General features: G+C 69.1%; 22 protein-coding genes. 6 read left to right on the top strand and 16 right to left on the bottom strand.

The window, feature by feature from the left end; genetic code table 11:
• Positions 1-37 precede the first annotated feature (37 nt).
• Complete coding sequence (locus Pflav_RS06665; RefSeq protein WP_232071035.1) at positions 38-1,720, bottom strand: ricin-type beta-trefoil lectin domain protein; 1,683 nt, start codon at positions 1,718-1,720, stop codon at positions 38-40.
• Between the two features lie 686 nt (positions 1,721-2,406).
• Here Pflav_RS06665 and Pflav_RS06660 point away from each other — a divergent pair.
• A complete protein-coding gene (locus Pflav_RS06660) occupies positions 2,407-2,676 on the top strand; it encodes a carbohydrate-binding protein (RefSeq protein ID WP_173034552.1) in 270 nt (89 codons plus the stop codon).
• A gap of 10 nt (positions 2,677-2,686) precedes the next feature.
• Here Pflav_RS06660 and Pflav_RS06655 read toward each other — a convergent pair whose 3' ends face one another.
• The 5 genes from Pflav_RS06655 to Pflav_RS06635 form a co-directional block, all read right to left on the bottom strand.
• Positions 2,687-3,232 carry a sigma-70 family RNA polymerase sigma factor gene (locus Pflav_RS06655; RefSeq protein WP_232071034.1) on the bottom strand — a complete coding sequence of 182 codons (546 nt, stop codon included), beginning with the start codon at positions 3,230-3,232 and terminating at the stop codon, positions 2,687-2,689.
• A gap of 117 nt (positions 3,233-3,349) precedes the next feature.
• A complete protein-coding gene (locus Pflav_RS06650; RefSeq protein ID WP_173034550.1) occupies positions 3,350-3,763 on the bottom strand; it encodes a hypothetical protein in 414 nt (137 codons plus the stop codon).
• Positions 3,763-4,170 carry a hypothetical protein gene (locus Pflav_RS06645; RefSeq protein WP_173034548.1) on the bottom strand — a complete coding sequence of 136 codons (408 nt, stop codon included), beginning with the start codon at positions 4,168-4,170 and terminating at the stop codon, positions 3,763-3,765. The genes Pflav_RS06650 and Pflav_RS06645 overlap by 1 nt, the downstream gene beginning before the upstream one ends.
• The gene (locus Pflav_RS06640; protein ID WP_173034546.1) at positions 4,167-4,652 is read right to left on the bottom strand and encodes an RICIN domain-containing protein; all 486 of its coding nucleotides are present in this window, start codon (positions 4,650-4,652) and stop codon (positions 4,167-4,169) included. Before Pflav_RS06640 ends, Pflav_RS06645 begins: the two co-directional genes overlap by 4 nt.
• The gene (locus Pflav_RS06635) at positions 4,649-5,893 is read right to left on the bottom strand and encodes a lysozyme family protein (protein WP_173034544.1); all 1,245 of its coding nucleotides are present in this window, start codon (positions 5,891-5,893) and stop codon (positions 4,649-4,651) included. Before Pflav_RS06635 ends, Pflav_RS06640 begins: the two co-directional genes overlap by 4 nt.
• A gap of 241 nt (positions 5,894-6,134) precedes the next feature.
• Between Pflav_RS06635 and Pflav_RS06630 the strand changes: the two genes are divergently transcribed.
• From Pflav_RS06630 to Pflav_RS06620, 3 genes are all read left to right on the top strand, one after another.
• Positions 6,135-7,271 carry a DUF1996 domain-containing protein gene (locus Pflav_RS06630; protein WP_173034542.1) on the top strand — a complete coding sequence of 379 codons (1,137 nt, stop codon included), beginning with the start codon at positions 6,135-6,137 and terminating at the stop codon, positions 7,269-7,271.
• A gap of 189 nt (positions 7,272-7,460) precedes the next feature.
• Positions 7,461-8,378 carry a 4-(cytidine 5'-diphospho)-2-C-methyl-D-erythritol kinase gene (locus Pflav_RS06625; RefSeq protein WP_173034540.1) on the top strand — a complete coding sequence of 306 codons (918 nt, stop codon included), beginning with the start codon at positions 7,461-7,463 and terminating at the stop codon, positions 8,376-8,378.
• A 66-nt stretch (positions 8,379-8,444) separates the two neighbouring features.
• Positions 8,445-9,080 carry a hypothetical protein gene (locus Pflav_RS06620; protein ID WP_173034538.1) on the top strand — a complete coding sequence of 212 codons (636 nt, stop codon included), beginning with the start codon at positions 8,445-8,447 and terminating at the stop codon, positions 9,078-9,080.
• Between the two features lie 81 nt (positions 9,081-9,161).
• On the opposite strand, the gene Pflav_RS06615 is transcribed toward Pflav_RS06620, so the two are convergent.
• The 4 genes from Pflav_RS06615 to Pflav_RS06600 form a co-directional block, all read right to left on the bottom strand.
• Positions 9,162-10,268, bottom strand: a complete 1,107-nt coding sequence (locus Pflav_RS06615; RefSeq protein ID WP_173034536.1) for a D-alanine--D-alanine ligase family protein — start codon at positions 10,266-10,268, stop codon at positions 9,162-9,164.
• The gene (locus Pflav_RS06610; RefSeq protein ID WP_232071033.1) at positions 10,265-11,305 is read right to left on the bottom strand and encodes a threonine ammonia-lyase; all 1,041 of its coding nucleotides are present in this window, start codon (positions 11,303-11,305) and stop codon (positions 10,265-10,267) included. The genes Pflav_RS06615 and Pflav_RS06610 overlap by 4 nt, the downstream gene beginning before the upstream one ends.
• A 188-nt stretch (positions 11,306-11,493) precedes the next feature.
• Positions 11,494-12,135 (bottom strand): hypothetical protein, encoded by a 642-nt coding sequence (locus Pflav_RS06605; RefSeq protein WP_173034534.1) that lies wholly within the window; start codon positions 12,133-12,135, stop codon positions 11,494-11,496.
• A gap of 45 nt (positions 12,136-12,180) precedes the next feature.
• Positions 12,181-12,549: a TetR/AcrR family transcriptional regulator C-terminal domain-containing protein gene (locus Pflav_RS06600; RefSeq protein ID WP_232071032.1), complete on the bottom strand. Its 369-nt coding sequence runs from the start codon at positions 12,547-12,549 to the stop codon at positions 12,181-12,183.
• Here Pflav_RS06600 and Pflav_RS43365 point away from each other — a divergent pair.
• Positions 12,431-12,844 carry a LysE family translocator gene (locus tag Pflav_RS43365; protein ID WP_332107736.1) on the top strand — a complete coding sequence of 138 codons (414 nt, stop codon included), beginning with the start codon at positions 12,431-12,433 and terminating at the stop codon, positions 12,842-12,844. The genes Pflav_RS06600 and Pflav_RS43365 overlap by 119 nt on opposite strands.
• Before the next feature lie 143 nt (positions 12,845-12,987).
• On the opposite strand, the gene Pflav_RS06590 is transcribed toward Pflav_RS43365, so the two are convergent.
• The 4 genes from Pflav_RS06590 to Pflav_RS06575 all read right to left on the bottom strand — a co-directional run bounded on the left by Pflav_RS06590 (position 12,988) and on the right by Pflav_RS06575 (position 16,417).
• Positions 12,988-13,965 (bottom strand): hypothetical protein, encoded by a 978-nt coding sequence (locus tag Pflav_RS06590; protein ID WP_173034530.1) that lies wholly within the window; start codon positions 13,963-13,965, stop codon positions 12,988-12,990.
• Positions 13,965-14,189 (bottom strand): PadR family transcriptional regulator, encoded by a 225-nt coding sequence (locus Pflav_RS06585; RefSeq protein ID WP_173034528.1) that lies wholly within the window; start codon positions 14,187-14,189, stop codon positions 13,965-13,967. Before Pflav_RS06585 ends, Pflav_RS06590 begins: the two co-directional genes overlap by 1 nt.
• A 472-nt stretch (positions 14,190-14,661) precedes the next feature.
• Positions 14,662-15,552: an NAD(P)-dependent oxidoreductase gene (locus Pflav_RS06580; protein WP_173034526.1), complete on the bottom strand. Its 891-nt coding sequence runs from the start codon at positions 15,550-15,552 to the stop codon at positions 14,662-14,664.
• A gap of 10 nt (positions 15,553-15,562) precedes the next feature.
• A complete protein-coding gene (locus Pflav_RS06575; protein ID WP_197938108.1) occupies positions 15,563-16,417 on the bottom strand; it encodes an NAD(P)-dependent oxidoreductase in 855 nt (284 codons plus the stop codon).
• A gap of 139 nt (positions 16,418-16,556) precedes the next feature.
• Between Pflav_RS06575 and Pflav_RS06570 the strand changes: the two genes are divergently transcribed.
• Positions 16,557-16,943, top strand: coding sequence for a winged helix-turn-helix transcriptional regulator (locus Pflav_RS06570; RefSeq protein ID WP_173034524.1), 387 nt, complete (start codon positions 16,557-16,559; stop codon positions 16,941-16,943).
• A gap of 587 nt (positions 16,944-17,530) precedes the next feature.
• Here the strand turns inward: Pflav_RS06570 and Pflav_RS06565 are convergent.
• Positions 17,531-19,336: a substrate-binding and VWA domain-containing protein gene (locus Pflav_RS06565; RefSeq protein ID WP_173034523.1), complete on the bottom strand. Its 1,806-nt coding sequence runs from the start codon at positions 19,334-19,336 to the stop codon at positions 17,531-17,533.
• The gene (locus Pflav_RS06560) at positions 19,315-20,598 is read right to left on the bottom strand and encodes an Hsp70 family protein (protein WP_232071031.1); all 1,284 of its coding nucleotides are present in this window, start codon (positions 20,596-20,598) and stop codon (positions 19,315-19,317) included. Before Pflav_RS06560 ends, Pflav_RS06565 begins: the two co-directional genes overlap by 22 nt.
• Positions 20,599-20,843: the final 245 nt, after the last annotated feature.

The following is a 20,843-nucleotide window of genomic DNA, read 5'->3' as shown; positions in this document are numbered from 1 at the left end:
CGTCCGGGAGGTTCAAAATTCGCCCCGTCGTGACCTGTCAGTCAGTCGAACCAAACATTTGTGTCCAGTACGGCGTGCCATTGCTCGCATATGCCAGCCCGACGCCGATCGACCTCGCGGCGCAGTTGAGAATGTTCCTTCTGTGACCTTCACTGGTCATCCAGCCGTGCAGAACGGCCGCCGGGCCGCGGTACCCCATGGCCACGTTCTCGCCGATCGCGTTGTCGTATCCGGAGCGCCGGGCGCGTTGCCACGGATCGCTGCCATCGCTGCTGATGTGCGACATGTGGTTGTGTGCCGCCTGGTCCTCGCTGTGAAGTCTGGCCGCCTTCGCCAACCTGGCGTTGACCCTGAGCGGCCCGCAGCCTCCCGCCGCCCGCTCCTGATTGGTGAGGTCGACCACCCTCTGCTCGTCGGCCACCTCAGGGCCGCTGTCACCAGTCACCTTGCGCACCGTCGACTTCCTCGGCGCGGGCTTCGGCCCGGGGTTTACCGGCGGGCGGCCAGTAAGGCGCCAGGACTGGTCGGCCTGACCGGGGTTGCACTCCCAGATCTGCAGCGGCGCGCCGTTGGCGGTGTTCCGCTCGCGGACGTCGAGGCACTTGTTCGAATGCGGGTTGCGCAGGGCAGATCCGTCCACGACCCAAACCTGCGCCGGCCCCCCGTTGCAGTGCGCGAGCTGGACCTTGGCCCCGTTGTCCCGCGACGCCCAGGCGACGTCCATGCACTTGCCGAGCGCCACAAGTGAGCCGTTGGGGCCGCGCGAAAAGTCCTGCGCGCGTTGGCCGTTGCAGTCCCACAGCTGCAACTGCGCGCCGTCGGCCGAGACACCGCCCGGTACATTGACGCACTTGTCCGCGAATCCGCGCAGAGTGAATGTGGACGGCTCCGAGCCACGGGGCTTTTTGACGGAGTAGGACTGGACCTGGTTGTTCGTGGTCGGTGCGACCCTCGCAGCTCCCGCGCTGCGGAAGGTGACCACGAAGTCCGCGCATCCGGGGCAGTTGAACATCGTCTCGTTGCCGGGGACCCGGTCGTGAGTGGACCACGCGTACGCCCGCGGGCCGTAGGCACGGATCGCCGCCGTGTAGTCACTTTCCGCGTCCCGATTGGGGTTGACACAGTTCACTCTGTCACCACGCTGTGGGTCGTAGACCGCGTATGCCCGGGGACACGCGGCGAGCAGCTGCCCGCCGGAGCAGTCCCACCGCGCGCAGCTGCCCGCCACGACCGGTCGGGTCGAGCCTGGCGCCTCGATGGTGATTGTCAAAGACACCGCGTCGACGTAGCTGACGTTGTACCAGGGTGCGGCGCGGTTCTTCTGGTCGAAGTTGAACTCGGCCAGGCTCACCGGCTCCGCTACCTTTTCACAGCGGTCCGCGTAGACGCCGCAGTCGCCGACGAGACAATGGAACGTGCTGCCGGACTGCCCGCTACAGCGCTGCCGCGCGAAAAACCGCCCGCGCCAATGCATCGGCTCCTCGCTGTCGGGGATGACGACGATGTCCGACTCCCCCGCATCCAGGCTGGGAAGATCGCCGATCGGTCGTGAGCCGTCGGCGTTGACGCCCGAGCCGATCCACAATGGCTCGCCCGTCATGTTCACGAACCTCACGCGTTCCCCAGCGACAGCAGCCGACCTCGTCGAGGTGAACACGACATAGCCGAGGGCGAGCATCACGATGGCCAGCAACGCGATCGTCCTACTCGGGCCAGCCACTCGGCTCCGGACCAACCAGCTCGCAGTCATTCTTGCCCTCCTGGGAGGTAGGAACGGGGGATGGTCGCGCAATCTCGCGCCGGCACAACGGCTCCGGAACGACCTCGGTTCACCGCCCGCGCGTGTTGATCCGCGATCGCATGCTGGGCCCTCGGCTGGGCCTTTCGCCTCAGGATCGGCGGGGGTCGGCGCTCTACTGTCTGGGCCATGGACGCGGCGGACGAAGGACAAACCAAGCGGAGCCGGCCCGGGCCTTTGCGGGTGGCCGGCGCCGTCGCGCTGGCGGCGCTCGGCGTCGTCGCGCTGACAAGCGCTGTGCGATTCGATAGCCAGGCCGGCAAGACCGCCAGTGCGGAGCGCAGCCCACAGCCGACGACACCGCATCACCTGCCAGATCCCGTGGCACCTGTGGACGCCACGGCGACGCCGTCCGGTACGCCCACGTCAGCGGCCGCGCCAACCGCGAGGCCGACCACCGCGCCGACGTCGCCCCGCCGGTACGGGCGACCGCCTCAAGCCACCCCGCACCTCCGCGCACCCAGGGGCCGCCACCAAAGCCCGCGCCGCCACGGACCTCGGCGCCGGTACGGTTCAGTCCAGTCAGCGTCCAGGCCGAGGACCCGGACAACACCATCTCTGGGGGCGCGCGGGTCACCTCCTGCGCCACGTGTGACGGCGGCGCCCGCGTGCGCTACCTCGGCACGGTCGTCGTCTACCTGAACGTGCCCACCGCCGGCACCCGGACCGTCACCGTCACCTACGAGGCCAGCGGCGAGCGCGAAATCACCGTGGCCATCAACAGCGCGGCGCCGCGAACCTTCACGGCGAACGGCACGAGCTGGGTACTCCCCCGCACTTTCAGCTTCACCGCCGCTGTTCCCGCCGGACGCGTTGCCATCACCCTGTACAGCGAGACGTCCCCGCCACCGGACATCGACAAGATAACGGTCAGCTAGCGCCCGTCGCTCACCAGAAAGACCCATCGCCGCCGAGGAATCCGCGTGCGGCGCGCAGCGCGTAGAAAGCACGTGACCGGACGGTCCCCTCCGGGATGCCGGCCCGCGCGGCCACCTCCGCCACCGACCTCCCGGCGTAGTACAGCTCCACCAGGACGGCGCGGTGCTCGGGAGTCAGCCGGTGCAGGGCGTCGCGCAGCGCGAAGCGGTCGACCAGCCCATCGACGGGCTGGTCGGGCGCCTGTACCCAGGTCAGGTCGACGGCGTAGACCTCCGGCGGGCGGGCTGTGCGGGCACGGGACCAGTCGATGACCAGGTGCCGGGCCACAGTGAAAAGCCACCTGCGGACCACGGACGCGTCGTCCGGCAGCTCGTCCAGCCGGCGCCACGCCCGCAGCATCGTCTCCTGCAGCAGATCCTCGGCGAGCTCGCGCTGGCCACGGGTCAGACGCAGCAGAAAGTAGAGGAGCGGCTCGGCGTTGGCCTGGACGACCGCTCCCATTCGCCGTTCGAGGTCGGCGTCCGCCTCGGTCCGCTTCGTAACGCTGGCAACCATCGCCTGCTTCCCTCCTGGGTGTCGACTTGCGACTCGCGAGGGACGCTAATCACGGTGGGTATCGGGACGCGTGGGTCGAAAGTCCCGGTGGGGCCCAGGGCGAAGCCCAGATCTTCGTCAGCCCGCCCGCGGGAGCGCCGGTGCCGTCGGTCGCGGTGCCTTCAGCCAGACCGACCAGCGGGATGCTGGCACATCGCCGAGAACGACCGGCACCGGGCCGCCGGAGGCGCGCAGCCGCAGGGCGGCGCTCCCGGCGGCGCGGCTGAGCGGGCCACAGACCACGATGCCAGGCGCGGCCGAGTGGTCCACATCGGACATCTCCGCGGCGCGACGGCAGCCCGCCGGTACGGAACCGCCGAAAACGTCACCGAGGATGGTGACCTGGCAACCGATGGCAAGCACCTGCCGGGCCAGGCGCAGGACGTAGCGCACGCGGTGCGGCTTCGCCCCCAGGACGGTCAGCACGTCCGGGCAGCGGGCGAGGTCTGCGACGAGCCGCTGGCCGCCCCGCTCGCCCAGGACGACCGGCATCACGGCCAGCGGCGCCGCCTGCCCCTCCCCCGCCAGCCGAAGGGTGCGGCGAGCGCGTCACCACGTACCCCGTTCAACGACACGGCAACGGCCAGGCCACCCGCTTGCAGCTGGCCGACGAGCGCGACCCGCTCCTGGGCCGCCGGCTGCGCCGGCTCCCTCACGCTGACCTGCGCTGGCGGGCCAGGAGGTGCGGCCCTCGGCGGCGGAGCGGCGGGCCGCTCCTGGTCGCCGTAGCGGACGGCCGGCAACTCCTGGGTTGGGCTGTCGACCGGCGGCCCGGGTGTTTTCGGACCGGTCCGGCGACCGCCTAGTAGCAACGCCGCCGCGGCGGCGAACAGCAGCGCCGCCAGGCAGATCGCGGCCGCCTCGACGAGCGGCGCATCCGGTACGACGCGGCCGATCACTCCCACTCCGATTTCTGGACGAGGGCCCAGTCCTGATCGTCGGGTACCGCCAGGCAGGAGCTGAGCGTCAACCGGAGGTCGGGGGTCGTCACCGCTACGCCGGGTACGTCGACGCACAGACCTGTGACGGTGTTGCGGATCCGGTAGTACTGGAAGCCGCCGCTGACAAACCGTGGCTCGAGGCGGAAGTACTGGTTGTCCTCGTCCCAGCACTTCGTCTCGCCGAGCTGGCTGCCGCCCCGCACCGTCCCGGTACCCGGAGGGTCGAAGCAGTTGTTGTCGTCCACGTTGCGGATCCAATAGAGCACGTACCCGTCGGCGTCGACGCCGCGCCGCACGAAGGTCCACTCCTGGTTGTCCTGTCCGGTCTTGGCGCATGCCCGCTGGTTCACCGGGCCGGAGAACTTGCCGGGGCCGGTTCCGGGCAGGTCGACGCAGAGCTTGGTGGCGTCGTTGTAGATGAAGTACGGCCCGAAGGTCACGGCGTTGCCGGCGTTCGCAGCCTTGACCGGAGGCTGGTTGTCGCGGGTCGCCGGCCGCGTGTCCTGGGCCGTCGGTGTTGGCGCGGGGTCTGGTGGCGCGGGCGTCGAGGGCCGCGATGTTGCGGATCGCTGGGATGGTGTGGTCGGCGCCGGCGTTGTGGGGGCGGCGGCGAGTCTGGTGTCGAGCTGGTAGTAGGGGTGTAGGACGCGACGTTCCCGAGGAAAGCGTGGGTGGCGGCATTCGGTGTGCCGCCCGCCTGGCGGACCGCGTCCGGCCCCATACGGAAGGCGGAGAGAGCCAAAACGTAGGGATCCCCACTGATGGCGGACAGCTCGGTGATCAGCGTGCAGAGCGCGGTCCCGACCGCCGGGATAGCGTCGGCGGGCTCCCAGGCGGAACCGTCCGCTGGACCGTAGCGCCGCCAGAGGTCGGTCCGGAACTGGGCGATCCCTCGTTCGCCGTTGCGGCCGAGCAGGTTCGGTTGAAACCCGGACGCGGCCATCAGCACGGCGGCGACGGCGGCCGGCGTTACCTGCTGGCACACCTTGCCGGCGGCGAGTACGGGCTGGACGTACTCGGCGGGCAGGGGTTTGGCGTTGGCCGGTGGCGTGGTCGGGACAGGCTGTCCGCCGGGACCGCCGAACTTCGGCTGCCTGGCGTAGTAGCTCGCGTACCCGACGGCCTCGTCCACATAGTCGGCGGCTGAGTCGGGAATACCGCGCTCCTCCTCGACCGCAGTCAGCCCGGACCGGAACGCGGCGAGCGAAAGACGCCATCGATCGCCGGGCACGTTCGCCACCCGCAGCTGTCCACTGAGGTCACACATCTGGTGGGCGAGCGCGAGGATGTTCGCCGAACTGTCCGTACGCACCGCGTTCGGCCACGGCGCCCACCGCTTCCAGTCCTGATCGTCCAGACCCGCGATGCCGCGCCCGCCGGACTTCGTGCGGACGGCGGTGGAGTTGAGCCCGGACTCAGCCATCAGCTGGCCGGCGACGCGGGCGGGGGTCAGCATCGGGCAGGAGCTGGTGGCGCTGACGATCTCGGCCAGTTGGTGATCCGGGATGGGCCGCCCCGTGAGGTTATCGTCGACCGCCGCGGATACGCTCCAGCCGATGCCGGCGACGACCGCTGGCAGGGCGGCGAGGCAGGCCAGGACGATGGCCATCGTGCGGCGCCCCAGCCGGCGGCCGGGTCGCCGCCCCGATCGGCCGCGGAGCCGGCGAAGCACCTGGCTCACGCGCAGGGTAGAAGCGGTTCGCACGGTTCCCGCGCCTCCTAACTCGCTCATGGGTACGCCATCACGACGTACGCCGGCCCTCACCCGTTCACTGACCAGTCGTGATTCCGCTGGATTGGGCCACCTCGAATGGCGTTTCTGGGCCTTTGGGCTCATGACCGGGGGCCCGAGCCGTCGCTAGCGTCCCCACGACCGTTAGCGCGGAGGTGAGACCTCCGTCACCGCAAGGAGGACTAGAACGATGCAGAGACCACCCGGCCGCCGCGCCATGCGTCGGCGGGTCGCCGTGCTCGGCACACTCGTCGTCGCCGCGGTCGTCGCGGCCATCCCGGTGCTGCGGGAGGCGGACGGCGGTGGCGCCTCCGCGCAGACCGCGGCGTCCAGCCGGCACGAGGACCACGAACGGCACAAGCCACGCCAGACGGCGGCTCCGACCCAACCCACCCCGACCACTACGGCACCGCAGGCGTGCCCTTCCGGCGGCGCGCACGCTACGCACACCGGATGCGCGGCGAGCGCCTCGCCGACCACGAGCGGCAAACCGAGCGTCCCGACCGGCGGGAAATACATCACGCTGCCCAACCCGGTGCGGCCGCTGGCCGCGCCCCCGGGTAAGCCGCCGTTCGCGCAATACCGCGAGATGCATGCCAACTGCGAGGTGACCAAGCGGGCCAGCGACGACCCGATCGTCTTTCCCGGCCAGCCCGGCGCCTCGCACAACCACACGTTCGTCGGCAATACCGTCGTCGACGCGTACTCCACACCGGAGTCGCTGGTCCGCACCGGCGTGAGCTCCTGCGAGGACAAGGGCGACACCGCGTCGTACTGGTTTCCGACGCTGCTGCGCAACGGTCAACCTGTCGAGGTCAGCACCGTCACCTTTTACTACAAGTCGGGGGTGAAGGACTATCGCACCGTCCGCCCGTTTCCGCCCGGCTTCCGCCTGCTCGTCGGCGACATGCGCACCCCGAACGCGGCGGCCTTCGGCGGCGAGTGGAGCTGCGGCCGGGGCGCTTCACAGGAAATCGCCTCCTCGTGCCCGTCGGGCAACGTGCTGGTCGTCCGCTACAAGGCGCCGAGCTGCTGGGACGGCGTGCATCTCGACACACCCGACCACAAGTCCCACATGACGTATCCGGTGCAGGGCCTCTGCCCGCAGAGCCACCCGGTCGCGCTGCCGATGCTCCAGTCCAAAATCGCCTACAAGCTCTCCGGGGGCAACACGAAGGGATTGGCGTTCTCCTCCGGCGCCAGCTACTCCTTTCATTACGACTTCATGAACGGGTGGGACCAGGCCAGGCTCGTCGAGCTGGTCAAGCACTGCATCAACGGCGGCCGGCAGTGCAACGGCTACGGCGTGGACAAGCACAAGCCCTAAACCCAACAGCATTCAAGCGATCCAGTACACGCGTCGGGCCGCGGTTCGGTAGGTCGAGCCGCGGCCCCGCGTGTCGTGCTCGCCTCCGACGGCGCGGTGTGGAAGATCGCACGCGGTTGTCCTGAACCAGTGTGTGATTCAGGCCGTTGGGCCCTCCGTAAGCAGAAACGTGTCCTGTGTGGAGGTGCCATGTCCCAGCCCAACCCTGTGCACGTCCGTGTGCCCGCCAAGATCAACCTGCATCTGGCTGTCGGCCCGTTGCGCGGCGACGGCTTCCACGAGCTCAGCACCGTCTTTCAGGCCATCTCGCTGTACGACGAGATCACCGCCTGGCACGATGACACACTCTCCTTGACGATGGAGGGCGAGGGCACCGGTGAGCTCGCCCACGACGACAGCAACCTCGTGATCCGCGCCGCACGCGCGCTCGCCTCGCACGCGCGCGTGCCCGCCGCCGCGCGGCTGCATCTGCGCAAGCAAATTCCACTCGCCGCCGGACTCGCCGGCGGCAGCGCGGACGCCGCCGCGACCCTCGTCGCCTGCGACGCACTTTGGGACACCCGACTCTCCGGCCACGAACTCGCCTCGATCGCCGCCACCCTCGGCTCCGACGTGCCCTTTCTCATACGTGGCGGCACCGCGCTTGGCATCGGCCGAGGCGAGGCCGTCAAAGCCATCCCACACCGGCCAACCACCTGGTACTGGGTTCTCGCCATCGCCGACAGTGGACTGTCCACTCCAGACGTGTACGCGGAACTCGATCGCCTCCGCGCCGAGACAGCAGCTACCCCCCGCACACGGCCCAGCCTCCCGGCCAAACTGCTCGTGGCTCTGCGCGAACGTGACCCCGCCATGCTCGCCGCCGCACTCGGCAATGACCTACAACCAGCCGCGCTCTCTTTACGCCCCGACCTCGCCCGGACGCTCAGCGCAGGACAAGCCGCTGGCGCGCTTGCCAGCATCATCGCCGGCTCCGGCCCGACCTGCGTATTCCTCGCCCGCGATGCGGTCCACTCAAATCAACTCGCCAACAAACTCGCCGCCGAGGCCTGCCACGACGTTCGTATCGCCCGAGGTCCCGTCCCCGGGGCGAGAAGCACCGTCTGAACCAGGGCACCGGAATGCGACGTATGTCACCCGAACGGGCGGTCCGGTTCGCCCGTCGTGGTGGCTATGAACAAACTGAGAATTCCTGCTACTGCTTTGCTGACCGCGGCTGTCGCCTCGCTGGGTGCCTGCTCGGGTGGGGATGACGGCGGCCAGGCCGCCGCGCCCACTCCGACCCCGGGCAGCCTCGCCACGTCGAGCCCACCGGCCTCAAGTCCTCCCGCGAACGGCGCGGGCGGCGGCGAGGGCGCCATCCTGCGCGGCGAGCGGCAGGTCGCGATCGCGCCGGCCGGTACACCCGACTCGCTCCTGACGCTGGACGGCACGGATCGCTTGGTCCTGGCCAAGGGCAGCACGGACAGGGGACTCTTCATCCTTACGCCGGCCGGCGGCCGGTTCCAGATCAAGACGGCGAACGTGGGTGCGAACGGCGCCACGTCCTGCCTTCGGGTGAAGGAAAACGGGGTGAACCCGCTGACCATCGTCGCCGCGGCATGTAACACCGCCGATCAGGAGCAGCTCTTCACCGTCGAGGCGTCGATGGGGAAGCCTGCCGGCGGACTCCCCACTTACACCATCGGCGGCTCGGGTGGCGTCTACCTTGTGGACAGCGCGGAAGGCCTGATCGCTCAAGAGATCGGCGACGCCGACGGCTCCAACACGTTTTCGTTCGTCGACCGTGGACCTTCGACGCCGGCCTAGCCCGGCCTGAACTGTCCACAAGGTCCCGCCCCGGGCCGGTTGCCCCTCCATCGCGAGGAGCAACCGGCCCGCCGCCTGAGGCTAACCGCGCGGAGCGCGTAGGCTGTACCACCGCGCGAGGGCGGTTTCGACGAGCACGTCGAGCAGCGCCGGGTACTCCAGGCCGGCCGCGCTCCACATCCGAGGGAACTGGGACATCGCGGTGAACCCGGGCATCGTGTTTACCTCATTCACCACCACAACCGGATCCTCACTCCCGTCGACCGAGGGCAGGAAAAAGTCGACCCGGAGCAGGCCCGCACACCCAAGGACGTGAAACGCCTCAACCGCCTGTGCCTGAACGGCTGCCGTCACCGCCGCGGGCAGGTCCGCCGGGATGTCGAAGATGGTCTGGTCGCTGTGGTACTTGGCGTCGAAGTCGAAGAACGAATGCTCGTCGGGATACCGGATCTCGAGCGGTGGCCCGGCGACCACCCGACCGTCGGGGTACTCCAGCACTCCGACATCGATCTCCCGTCCAGGTACCTCAGCCTCCACGAGCACCTTCGACAAGCCGGTCTTACGTGCCACCGCGACGGCCCTGGTGAGCGATGCCCAGCCCTCTACTTTGGATACACCGACACTCGACCCCTCACGCGCCGGCTTGACGAAGACCGGCAGCCCGAGCCGCGCCCGGTCCTCCGGGCTCACGTCGTCTGCGGATCCTCGCAGTGTCACGCTGTCCGCGACGCGTAGACGAGCATCGGCGAGGAGCTTCTTAGTCAGCTCCTTGTCCATCCCGATGCCGCAGGCGACGACGCTGCTGCCGACGTAAGGGATCCCAAAGAAGTCCAGTGCGGACTGGATCGTGCCGTCTTCACCGTGTCCGCCATGCAGGGCGGGAAAGGCGACATCGACTTTGTCGCTGAGCCGGCTCAACGCTCTCCACATGCTTTCCAGGGCGGTGGGCCTGGGCCCGGCCGGGTCGCGCGTCATGTCCAGCAGTGTGGCCGTGTCGAGGCCGTCGAGCACGGGTCGGTCGTCTCCGATCGTCCACACGCCGTCCTGGTCGATCCGCACGGGCGTCACCTCGTACCGCTCGCGGCACAGGTACCGCACAATGCTCGCGGCCGAGGAACAGGACACACCGTGCTCGGCGCTGCGGCCGCCGAAGATTACCGCCACCCGGACCTTCGAGTCGGCGCTCACGCACGCCTACCCTTCTCGCCGCCCCCGCCGGAACCCGCCCTCGTGGCGCCATACTCGGCGACCAGCCGCGCGATCAGACCCGCCTCGGCATTTCCGCCCGTAAGTACGACGCCGATGTCGGTGTACGACCCACTCGCGGCCAACCGCAACGCACCGGCCAGGCCCGCGGCACCGGACGGTTCGAGCAGCAGCTTGGTGTGGAAGAGCGCGAGACACACCGCCAAGCCGATGTCGTCATCGTCCACCGGCACCACGCCGGCGACCCTCGTCCGGAGGATCTCGAACGGAAGCCGGCCGACCAGCGACGGCCGGAGCCCGTCGGCGAGAGTGGGCGCCGGCGGTACGGCGATCCGCCGGCCGGCGTCCAGGCTCCGGGCCAGCGAGTCACAACCGACGGGCTCCACGCCGTATACGGCGGTTTCACGACCCTCAAGCGCGAGACACGCCCCGGCCACGCCGCCACCGCCGCCGACCGGGACGACGACGGCATCCAGCGAGGTACCGCGCCGATCGACCGCCTCGACGAGGTCCCAGGTCGCGCTCCCCTGTCCGGCGATCACGCTCGGATGGTCGTATGCGTCCAGCACGGCGTCGCCGCTGGCTGCCTGCAACCGGTCGACGACCTCCAGCCGCCGCCAAACCGTCGTGCCGGCAAGCTCCACCCGGGCACCGCTGTCCTTGATGCTGGCGACCTTGGCGGCCGGGGCATCGATCGGCAGCACGGCGGTGGCGGTCAGGCCGTACCACTCCGCGGCCATCGCGACGGCGAGCGCGTGGTTACCCGTACTTTGCGCGATCACGCCTCGATGCTCACCGCGCTGTGCGATCTGGCTGACGGCCCGCAGCGCTCCTCGAAACTTGTACGACCCGCCGATCTGGAGGTTTTCGGCCTTCAACCAAAGGCGCGCGCCAGCGATCCGGTCCAATGTGGCCGAACGCACCAGCGGCGTGTCCACCACCCGATCGCGCAACCATACGGCCGCCGCCGTCACATCGTCGCGGCGCACGTCCGCATGCGCCAGCACCTCGTTAGACACGAGTCCTCCCGGTCTGCTCGGACCCCGAACCGAGCTGGTCGGGGGTCCATGCAGGACGGGTGGCCACCACGACGGGTTCACTTGAGCCCTCGTAACGTGGTTCACAACACGCACGAGGAAGAGCAGACACGACGGGTCCGGACACCGCGAGGTTTTTCGCGGGCCGGACGCCGCCGCACTCTAATGCTTTACAGTCCGAGCTTCCACATCTGGTGCCTGTTGCCCGCGATGCACGGGTAGTAATAGGCGTCGCCAGCGTAGTTGCTGTCCAGGCAAGGATACGGGGGCAGATAGGTCACGAAGTTCACCGAATGCCAGCCCGTGCCTCTCGCCTCCCAGAACCCGCGGCGACCGGCAGCGCACTCACTCTGCTTACGCCCCACATTGACCTCGCCGCGGTTCTTGCCCGACAGCCAGCCGTACGGGTACACGCACACGCGGTGGCGCGGATTCCACAGGATCACGATGTCGTTTCCCAGCTTGAACTGAAACAGCGGCTGCCAGATCTGGTTGGGATCCGCTCGATTGCAGGGTTCGGTGTAGATACCGTTCTTGATGAAGGTCAGACAGCGTCCGGTCTGGTGGTTCCTGAGAACGTTGGAACCGACGTATGCCGAGGCGGGAGCCGCGACAACCGTCGCGGAGGTGACCAGTAGGCCGAACGCGACGACGAGCCGGGCGAGCCACTGAAGCGACCGCTTGCGCCGCGGCCGGCTCGTTGGCTGCCTCGTGGTGGGATCGCTGACACTGTGCATGTGCCACTCCTTTCCCGCGGCTGCGGGGTCGGTGGTTCGCTGTCGGCAGGCGTTGTCGACGGCCTGCGCGTGCACCACGAAACCCCGGAGCGCTCGGTTCAGAGCGTGACCGTGAATTTCTTAACCAATGACTTCGGTGAGGCTGAGCTGGGCGAGTGCGGCGCGCGCATGGGCGGCCGCCGTGGCGCGGCTGGGTGCGGCGCGCAGCCCGAGCAGGCGCTGCCGGTGTGGCTCGCCCAGCAGCAGCGTGAACAGTGCCTGGGCTTGTGCGGTGTCGGGCTCGGGGAGCCGTTCGTTCAGCGCTGTGATGTAGGCCTGGGGTCCGTCTCGGTAGAAGCGCTTGGCCAGGTCCGGGAAGCTGTGGGCTTCAGTGATCATCAGCCGGTGCAGGCCGATCGCCTCGTCGGAGTGCAGCGTAAGGACGATCTTCGCGGCGAGCTCGGCGAGCGTGTCCGCAATCATCGCAACCAGCGCCGAGATATTCACCATCGTCCGGCTCGCCGGTGTCGCATGGCTCCTGTGGCTTGCCTGGAAGGCATTCCGATCCCGCGCGGAAGGCACGCTCGCCAACATGACCGTTGAACAGCAAGACCGCCGCGGGGTCTGGGCCGCGTTCCGCAACGGCCTGGTTGTCGGCGCGCTCAATCCCAAAACCGCCGTGTTCTTCCTGACACCTACGCCGCCTAGCCCCCGGCTGCGCCTACGAACCCTCGACCGCGCCGCCGGCGTCGTCTACTGCGCCCTCGCCACATACGCACTCGCCGCCACCGCCCGATCCGCCTAACCACGAGCACACCGGCATCGACACATCCGGCCAGTCCTGTTGATGTGGTGTTGTCGCTGATGGGCGAGAGCCAACGTGTGGCTGGTGCTGTTGACGCGTCGGTCCGGGTGCGCAGCGGCTCAGGTGACACAGCTTTCGCGGGCCTACGCGTGCTGGGATCGTGTGGTGGGCTTTTGCGATTTGAGAAAGCGCGCCTTGCGCTGATGTACGGCGATGGCCGCGACGCGTGTGAGGGCGAACGTCGTGCACATCGTGAGCATGGCTGGCAGGCTCCCGAGCGTGTCGGTGGAGATTCGGGACGGATCCGCGAACCCGCCGATGCTCAGGGGCCATACGCTGAACGCCGAGACCCCGTCCGCAGCGGCCGGTCGAGCGGCGCTCGCGTACAGCGCAGAGGTCAGTTCGAGCGTCGCAAGGCCACCGATGACGAGGACCGCCACGGCGATGCGGGTGTGCCCTTGCCGGATGAGCACGGTGATCACGACGCCCAGGGTGAGCATTGCCGCGCACCAGCACAGCGCGGACAGCACGGTGGCTGACCGTGTCTGGCCGAGCACGTCGCCGACGATCGGCAGGTTCGCGATGGCCAGTATTCCCACGGTCAACGACGCCGGCAGGGTCAGAACCGGTGCCACGAGGTGGTGCCGTGGGGCCACTAGTAGCGTCAGCGCGGCGATCATCCCACACACCGCCAGCATGCTCAGCAGGATCGATACGCTGAAGGCGGCAGGACTGACGGCGGGAGAGAGGTTGCCGGCGATGCCGTCGCGGACGATAGCGGACGCGTCGCGGCCGGCGTAGGGGGCGGCGCCGGCGGTCTCGTACCCGCCGTCCTCCACCCACGCTGTGACGATGCCGACCACACCGACCGCCACGACCAGCGCGGCCAGGCCGAATCCCAACGGTGCGGCGGCGAGCCACGCCAACCGGAGAAGCTGCGGGCGGCTACGGGCCCACGTCCATGTCGCCGCCCGATCGGCAAGTGCGCACCGGCCGACATCAACGGCGTCGCGCCACGGTCGGGTCGAGTGCGCGAGCAGGTCGGTGAGCTCGGCGCCGTAGCGGTCGCGGACCGGTGCCGGGTACAGCGCCATGACGAGGCGGATCACCGTCGCGCGCATCAGGCTGTCGCCAACCGACGCAGGCCGGTGCTGGCCACCGTGCGGATGCGCACGAGTTCGGCCTGTAACGCCCGCGCGCCCAGATCAGTCAGGCGGTACGGCTTACGGCGGTCCTGCTCCGGCATTTGCTCGATCAACCGCTGCTCCTCCAGACGCCGGATAGCGCCGTAGAGCGTGCCCGGGCCTGGTCGCTCGCCGGTCAACGCGGCGATGTCTTCCTGCATCGCGTAGCCGTGCTTGGCCCCGCGGCCAGGCTGATCAGGATCAACAACGCCGGCTCGGAGAACCTGCCGAGGTGCGACAGTCCGGTCACGTTCCCTCCAATTTGCTACGTGCGACGTAGCATCGCAGGGCGTAGTAGCCTCGTCAACCCCTGTGCCTACGCCGCTGCGGCCGCCGGGAGATCCTGTGCCAAGGCGCGCATCGACCCCGCACCCGACCGGACCGCCACCAGTTTGGCTGTCGGCATGCTGCATGTGCCTGCGACTCCGTCTTCACCTTCCGCGACGACGGGTCGTCTCTGACCAGCGAGTTCTCCAGCCCAACCTCGTTGAGCAGCACGTAGAGCGGGATCAGCAGCGTCAGGGCGACCGTGAGCAGCTGTTCCCGCTCGGCGGCACCCGGCTACGGGTGGCGCCGAGCGGGAGCGGCCTGCGCCTCCCGTGGTTGGCGGAAGGCCGGCGCTGGGCTGCTGACCTACCTGCCGGCCTTGATCACCTCGTAGAGAGCCGTCCAGTTTTTCGTGCCGTGGCCGGCGGCGATCGTCCGGTCGTAGTGTGACTTGACCGCCGTGGGCAGCTCGATGTCGACGCCGGCCTGCGTACTGGTCCGCAGGATGTGGTCGGCGGTTGCGCCCATCATCAGTGCCGTGCTGAGGTCGCCCGGGTGTTCGCCGGCCTCCAGCTCGCGGGCCAGCTCCAGCCCGTCGCCGATCATCGCCGGGATGCCGGTGAGGGTGTCCAGTGCGCCGGGAAGGAACTCGGCCGCCGGCACGCCGGCCGCCGTGACGAGCGCTGTGGCGTGCAGGAGGCTGGACAGGGCGGTGAGGAAGACGTCGAGATGAGCCTGGTAGAAGAGCTGGGCAAGCCCGGGATCGGCGCCGAGGTACTTGGGCTCGCCGATCACCTTCAGCGCCGGCTCGTGCAACGCGAAGACGTCCTGGGGTCCGCTGTAGAAGACGTACGCACCCGGCCCGCCGACCGCGGGAGCGGGCACCATCACCCCACCCGTGACGAAGGCCGCGCCGTGTTTGCCGGCCCACTCCGCTGCCTGGCGAGATGCGTCTGGCGTGTCGGAGCTGAGGTTCACCAGGACCTTGCCGGCGAGGAGACCCACGACCGGGCCGAGGATGTCGTGCATCGCCGGGTAGTCGGTGAGGCTGAGGACGATCAGGTCGCTGCCGGCGACAGCGGCCGCGGGCGAGGCCGCCCGCGTGGCTCCTTGGGCGACGAGGCCGTCAGCGCGACCCGGCGTCCGGTTCCACACCGTGACCGGGTGCCCGGCCCGCATCAGGGCGGCGGCCATCGCTCGTCCCATCGGGCCGAGGCCGATGACCGTGACCGGTGCGAGGTCGTTGGTGGCGCTCATCGGGTGCTCCTCAGTTCCTCGAAAATGCGGGCGGTGCCCTCGTCGCCGAACCCCCGGCGATCTGCCGGCGGACGATGTCGTGTACGGGCTTCAGCACCTTGGCGTCGACGCCCGCGTCGCTGCTAGCCCGCATCAGCGCGGCGAGCGCTGTCTCCGTGAACCGCAGGCTCTGCTGGCCCTTGCCGGTGTAGTCCTTGGCGTCGATGACGGCGGCCAAGCCGGCGAGCCCACCGGTCATGGCGGCCAGGAAGGCCGCTTGCCGCTCGGCGAACTCGGTCGCCGGCACGCCCGCGGTGCCGACCATCGCCGCGCCGTGCATGAAGCCGGCGAACATCGTGTACATGCCGGTGAGCATCGCCATGTCGTAGAGCGAGGCCATGCCGGCGTCCGGCCCGAGGTACGTGCTCTCACCCCAGCGGTCGAGCAGTGCCGAGTGCTGCTCGAAGGCGGTCGCCGAGCCGCTGTAGAAGATCACCGAACCAGCGCCGCCGATCATCTCCGGTACGGCCAGGATCGCGCCATCGAGGAAGGTGATGCCCCGCTCGGCGGCCCACGCGGCGAGCTCCCGCGACTCGTTGGGCGTGGTGGTGGTCAGGTTGATCACGGTACGTCCGGACAGGTTGCCGGCGACCGGATCGAGCACGCCCTGTACCGACCGGTGGTCCAACAGGCAGGCGACGATCACGCCGTCGCCAGCGACCGCCTCCTCGACGCTGCCGGCGACAGTGGCGCCGCGCTCGCCGAGGGCCGGTGCCCGGCGCGGGGTGCGGTTCCACACGACGGTGGGCCGTCCGGCGTCGAGAGCTGCCGCCGCGAGCGCACTGCCCATCGCTCCCAGTCCCAGGAACGTGGTGCTGGTGGTCATTGGATATTCCTTCGCCTCGCTCGTGAAGTGGTGGCGCGCCGATCGCTATCCTCTGGCGGGTACATTCGTGTCGACAAGTACCTACTAATTTGTTCAATACTTACCTTCTGGTAAGGATGGGCTTGACCTGGGAGGTCCGATGACGTCGAGTACCAGGCGCGGGCCGTACATCTGCGGGATCGACGCCGCGATGGACGTGGTTTCCGGAAAGTGGAAGTCGCTGATCCTGTGGGAGCTAAACAACTACGGCACCCGCCGCTTCGGCGAGCTCAGGCGCGGGCTGCCGGGCGTCAGCGAGAAGATGCTCATCCAACACCTTCGCGAGATGGAGGAGGATGGGCTGATCCACCGCGAGGTCTACCGCGAGGTCCCGCCCCGCGTCGAGTATTCGCTGACCGAAGACGGTAAGTCGCTCAACGAGGCCCTGCGCCCGCTGGGCGAGTGGGGGACGAAGCGTTCCGCGCGCCTTGCCGCGGGCAGCGAGCTCATCGACCAGGCGTTCATAACACCTCCTCGCCCCAGGTGAGCACCTGGGACGCGGCCGCCGCGAGAACGATGAAGTGATCGGCCCTGGCGACCCGGTGCGGCCTCCGGGCAACGGGCCACCGGCACCTCGTCGTCCGCGAAGAGCGATGTGAGCGTGTCGACCGCCGCCGCCGGGTTGATGACGCCCGCGGCACCCCAGCCATCTCCTCGATGCACGCGCGACCGGGCAAACGCGACAGCTCCAGCCCGCGCGGGCCGAACCAGTCTTCGGCCCGGAACTCGCCCGGGTTGGTCACCGCCAGCGACCGGCCCATGCAGGGCACCGCCGGGTTGAGGACCCCACAGACCTTCAACCTCCCAGCCCCGGACGACGACGCTCGATCCCGTCAAGCAGTCGCAGCTACACCCGCGGCTCTGGAACCGTCGTCAGCCGACGCGCCGACGCGGAGCTTTCCGGGCGCGCAGAGCCCGAATTGCGGCATGACAGTGAACCCACCGCGGTGCGCGCGAGCTCAAGCGCCCGTACATAAAGCCCGCCAATCAGTTTGGGAGTTCAGTCAGTACGTGCTGCAGACGCGTTCACCCCGCCCGAGTTAACGGCGCCAGTGCCTGCCGGGCAGTAGAGCCTCAGAAGTTGGAGAGCACGTCCTGGATCACCGCCCGGATCGCGCGGGGGTCGCGGGCGTTGTACGCCACGCCACGCGACGCCTGCGCGATGCCGGTCAGTGTCGCCTCGTCGGACTCATCCCCGTACGCGATCGTAAAGACCCGCACCGGATTGTCGGTGTTCTCCGGGTCCAGATCCGTGAGCAGCTGCTTCAGGTCGTTGTCGCGGATGTACCGGTTCGCCCCGTCGCTGAGCAGCACCACCCCGTTGATCCGGTCGGCGCTGGATCGTTCTCTCAAGGCGTTCACGGCGGCGCGGGTGGTGGCGTACAGCGCGGTGTCGCCTTCGGCGCGTAGCTTGTCCACCTCGGTCTTGTAGCGGGTGGCGTTGCCAGTCACCGGCCCGAGTGGCACCGGTACACGCCACGGATCCCGGTCGTCACCGAGCGGGCTGCTGAACGCCCACAGGCCGACCTCGTCGGTGCGGGCGAGACTGTCGACCGCCGGACGCGCCGCCTCCTGGGCGAGGCGCAGCCGGGACTTGCCGGCGCCCTCGACAGTGTTCTTCATCGATCCAGAAACATCGATCACGATGAGAACACTGGCCGGTTTGCGTACCCTGTCCCACAGCTCGCGCACCGCCTCGGTCACCGCGGTGTCCGGCGCCGGCACCTGCTTGTATCCAGGCTCGGCGATCAGACCCGGATCCTTCTTCAGCTCCTCCCCGGCCTTGTCCTCCTCGTCGCGGAAGCCGGCGTCCAGGAAGAGCGCTTTCTGCTCCGGCTCATGGAGGTAGCCGAGGAACGCCTCCGCTGCCCGCCGCTTCGTGGCGTCGACCCATGGCGCATCCAGGATCGCGTACGGATTGTCCGAGAGCATGGTGCCCTCGTGCGGATAGATCGCCGCGAGCTTGGTGCGCGGCGGTGGCTTCGGATCCTGCACCCCGACAAGCTGACCCCGGTTGTACTGCCAGACCACCTGCTCCTCGAGGGCGATGGCGCTGACATACGACAGGCCCTGGTCCTCGCTCTCAGCCTGGTACTTGTAAAGGTTCTGGATGAACGGCGAGACGCTGGCGCCGTAGTGCACGGCGGCGGTCTCCAGCGCCCTGGCGTCCTCGATCACGCGGGGGTCGCCCAGCGCCTCCACGGTCAGCGGCACGCCGCCCAGCAGTGCGGAGACGGTCGCCACCATCGCGTGCAGCCCGGTGGTGGAGGAGTGCGGGTTGGTCTTGCCGAGCTTGAACGAGCCCCACTCCGGGTGCCCCTTGGCCCCCCAGCCCGCCGGGTCCTTCGCCAGCGCCACAAGGTCCTGCCAGCCGATCTTCGCCTCCGGCCAGCCGAGCGCCCGGGCCATCGGCTCGGGCATCGCGATCACCACCGGGGTACGGGTCACCGAGGGCACCTTGGCGGAGTCCGGCAGCCGTACCTCGCCTGGCCGCGCCTGGATCAGACTGCGCAGCCGCTCGATCCAGACGCTGGAGGACGGGGACCAGACGTCCGGCTGGGGTACGTCCTGCACATCCCATTTGCCGCCAGCCGCCAGCGCGTCGCCGACAGTTCCGGAGTGGCCGGTCACCACATTTACGTCCACGCACCGGCCGTCGATCCCTCGACCGGAGTTCCGGTACCGCTCAGCCAGCTCGTGCAGCGTGGGGGTCTTCTCGTCGGAGGAAACCAGGTTCAGCGGAACGCAGTTGACGAGGTCGTCGACCGGACCGTCGAGCGCGCCGGTCGGTCCCGGGCCGGGCTCACCGTCAGGACCGAAGTAGTTGATCGACATGGAGATGGCGAGCACCGCGACGATCACCGCCGCGACGACCGCCACGGCTCGCCGCCGATTCCTCTTCCTTCCGGGTACCGGTGGACGCGCCGGCACCTTGGCTGCCTTTGCTGGCGCGGTGGCTTCCGGAGCCGCGGCTTTGGGTGCTGCGGCCTTCGGGGCGGGGGCGACGCGGGCTGGGTTAGCGACGCGGGCTGGGTTAGCGGCGCGGGGGCGGCTTCCGGCGCGGGGGCAGCTTCCAGCGCGGTGTACAGGCTGCCTTCAGCCACCACAAGCTCGGGGCGGTCGATGACCGTTGGTGCGATGCCCAGCGTGCGGTGCAGCAGGGTCGCGGCGAGCGGGATCCTGGAGGAGCCGCCGACCAGAAACAACCCGGCGATCGTGGCGCTCTCGACGCCGGCATCTCTGATCGCGGCCCGAGTCGCCCGCACAGTACGGTCGATGACCGGCGTCGCCAGCTGTTCGAGCTGCTCGCGGCCGAGCGTAGCGGCCTCGTCGAAGAGCGGAATGTGGACGGTGACCGCGGCAGTGCGGGAGAGCTGCTCCTTCGCGGCCCGTACGTCGTCCCACAGCTGCCGCGCCGCCCGCCGGTCGGCGCTGGTGGATGGGAGGGTCAGTCGCTGCCACAGCTGCTGATTCCGGCGGGCATAGCTGGCGCCCAAGTGGGCCACGATAGCGGCGTCGACGTCGAGCCCACCAACGTTGTCCAAGCCACGCTCGGCGAGCACCCGGAACCCGTCGGGCGTGCGCTGCACCACAGATGCGTCGAAGGTACCGGCCCCGAAGTCGTAGACCACAAGCGACGACCCGACCGGCATCCGCCCGCCGGCAATCTCCACGAAGTAGCTGGCCGCAGCGACCGGCTCGGCGATAAGGCTAGGGCGGCCCAACCCGGCGGCTGACGCGGCAGACGCCAGGACGTCGCGCCGCTGAGATCCCCACCCGGACGGACAGGTCAGCGTTGTCGACTCCGGTGCAGCGCCGGCTACCCGCCTCGCTTCGGTGGCGACCCGGGTCAGCACCGCCGAGATCAGGTCGACGACCGGCCGCTCGGCGCCCGCCAACTGCACCACACCGTCGTCGATGCAGCGTTTCGGGTTTGGCTCGAACCCCTCCGGATGCACCCGGGCGGCGTTGATCGCGTCCCGGCCAGCCAACAACGGTGGCGTGCCAGTGAAACAGACAGCCGAGGGCAGCAACTCCGAGCCGTCGAAGAGCAAAGGTTTGACGATGCCGTCCGGCCAGCGCAGTACCGCCGCCGTGTTCGAGGTGCCGAAGTCCACACCCAGTGCGAAGCCATTCGTCACGGGCAGCACTGTAGGTCCACGGCGCTAGAGATCCTTTTGGGGGTTTGTGGTCGGGCCGCTGCTCCCGCGCCCCACCCCTCTGCGGTTCCACACCCCGCCCCGGCCCACACGCGCCGGCGCGGGCAAAGCCGGATGAACTCTGGATCTTCAGATGATTTCGGTCAGCTTCGAGTCTTTTGGCTTGTGCGACGGGACCTCCGGCCAGCGCTGGTCCGTCTTCCTGGCCATGGACCAGCACAACCTGG

Source organism: Phytohabitans flavus (genome assembly GCF_011764545.1).
Lineage (GTDB): Bacteria > Actinomycetota > Actinomycetes > Mycobacteriales > Micromonosporaceae > Phytohabitans > Phytohabitans flavus.
This window is presented reverse-complemented; position numbering and strand designations above follow the sequence as displayed.

Coding starts and splice junctions, on each gene's coding strand:
- Pflav_RS06655 (WP_232071034.1), bottom strand. CDS start 3,232: ATGGTTGCCAGCGTTACGAAGCGGACCGAGGCGGACGCCGACCTCGAA.
- Pflav_RS06650 (WP_173034550.1), bottom strand. CDS start 3,763: ATGCCGGTCGTCCTGGGCGAGCGGGGCGGCCAGCGGCTCGTCGCAGAC.
- Pflav_RS06630 (WP_173034542.1), top strand. CDS start 6,135: ATGCAGAGACCACCCGGCCGCCGCGCCATGCGTCGGCGGGTCGCCGTG.
- Pflav_RS06625 (WP_173034540.1), top strand. CDS start 7,461: ATGTCCCAGCCCAACCCTGTGCACGTCCGTGTGCCCGCCAAGATCAAC.
- Pflav_RS06620 (WP_173034538.1), top strand. CDS start 8,445: ATGAACAAACTGAGAATTCCTGCTACTGCTTTGCTGACCGCGGCTGTC.
- Pflav_RS06600 (WP_232071032.1), bottom strand. CDS start 12,549: ATGGTGAATATCTCGGCGCTGGTTGCGATGATTGCGGACACGCTCGCC.
- Pflav_RS06590 (WP_173034530.1), bottom strand. CDS start 13,965: ATGCGCGCGACGGTGATCCGCCTCGTCATGGCGCTGTACCCGGCACCG.
- Pflav_RS06585 (WP_173034528.1), bottom strand. CDS start 14,189: ATGCAGGAAGACATCGCCGCGTTGACCGGCGAGCGACCAGGCCCGGGC.
- Pflav_RS06580 (WP_173034526.1), bottom strand. CDS start 15,552: ATGAGCGCCACCAACGACCTCGCACCGGTCACGGTCATCGGCCTCGGC.
- Pflav_RS06575 (WP_197938108.1), bottom strand. CDS start 16,417: ATGACCACCAGCACCACGTTCCTGGGACTGGGAGCGATGGGCAGTGCG.
- Pflav_RS06570 (WP_173034524.1), top strand. CDS start 16,557: ATGACGTCGAGTACCAGGCGCGGGCCGTACATCTGCGGGATCGACGCC.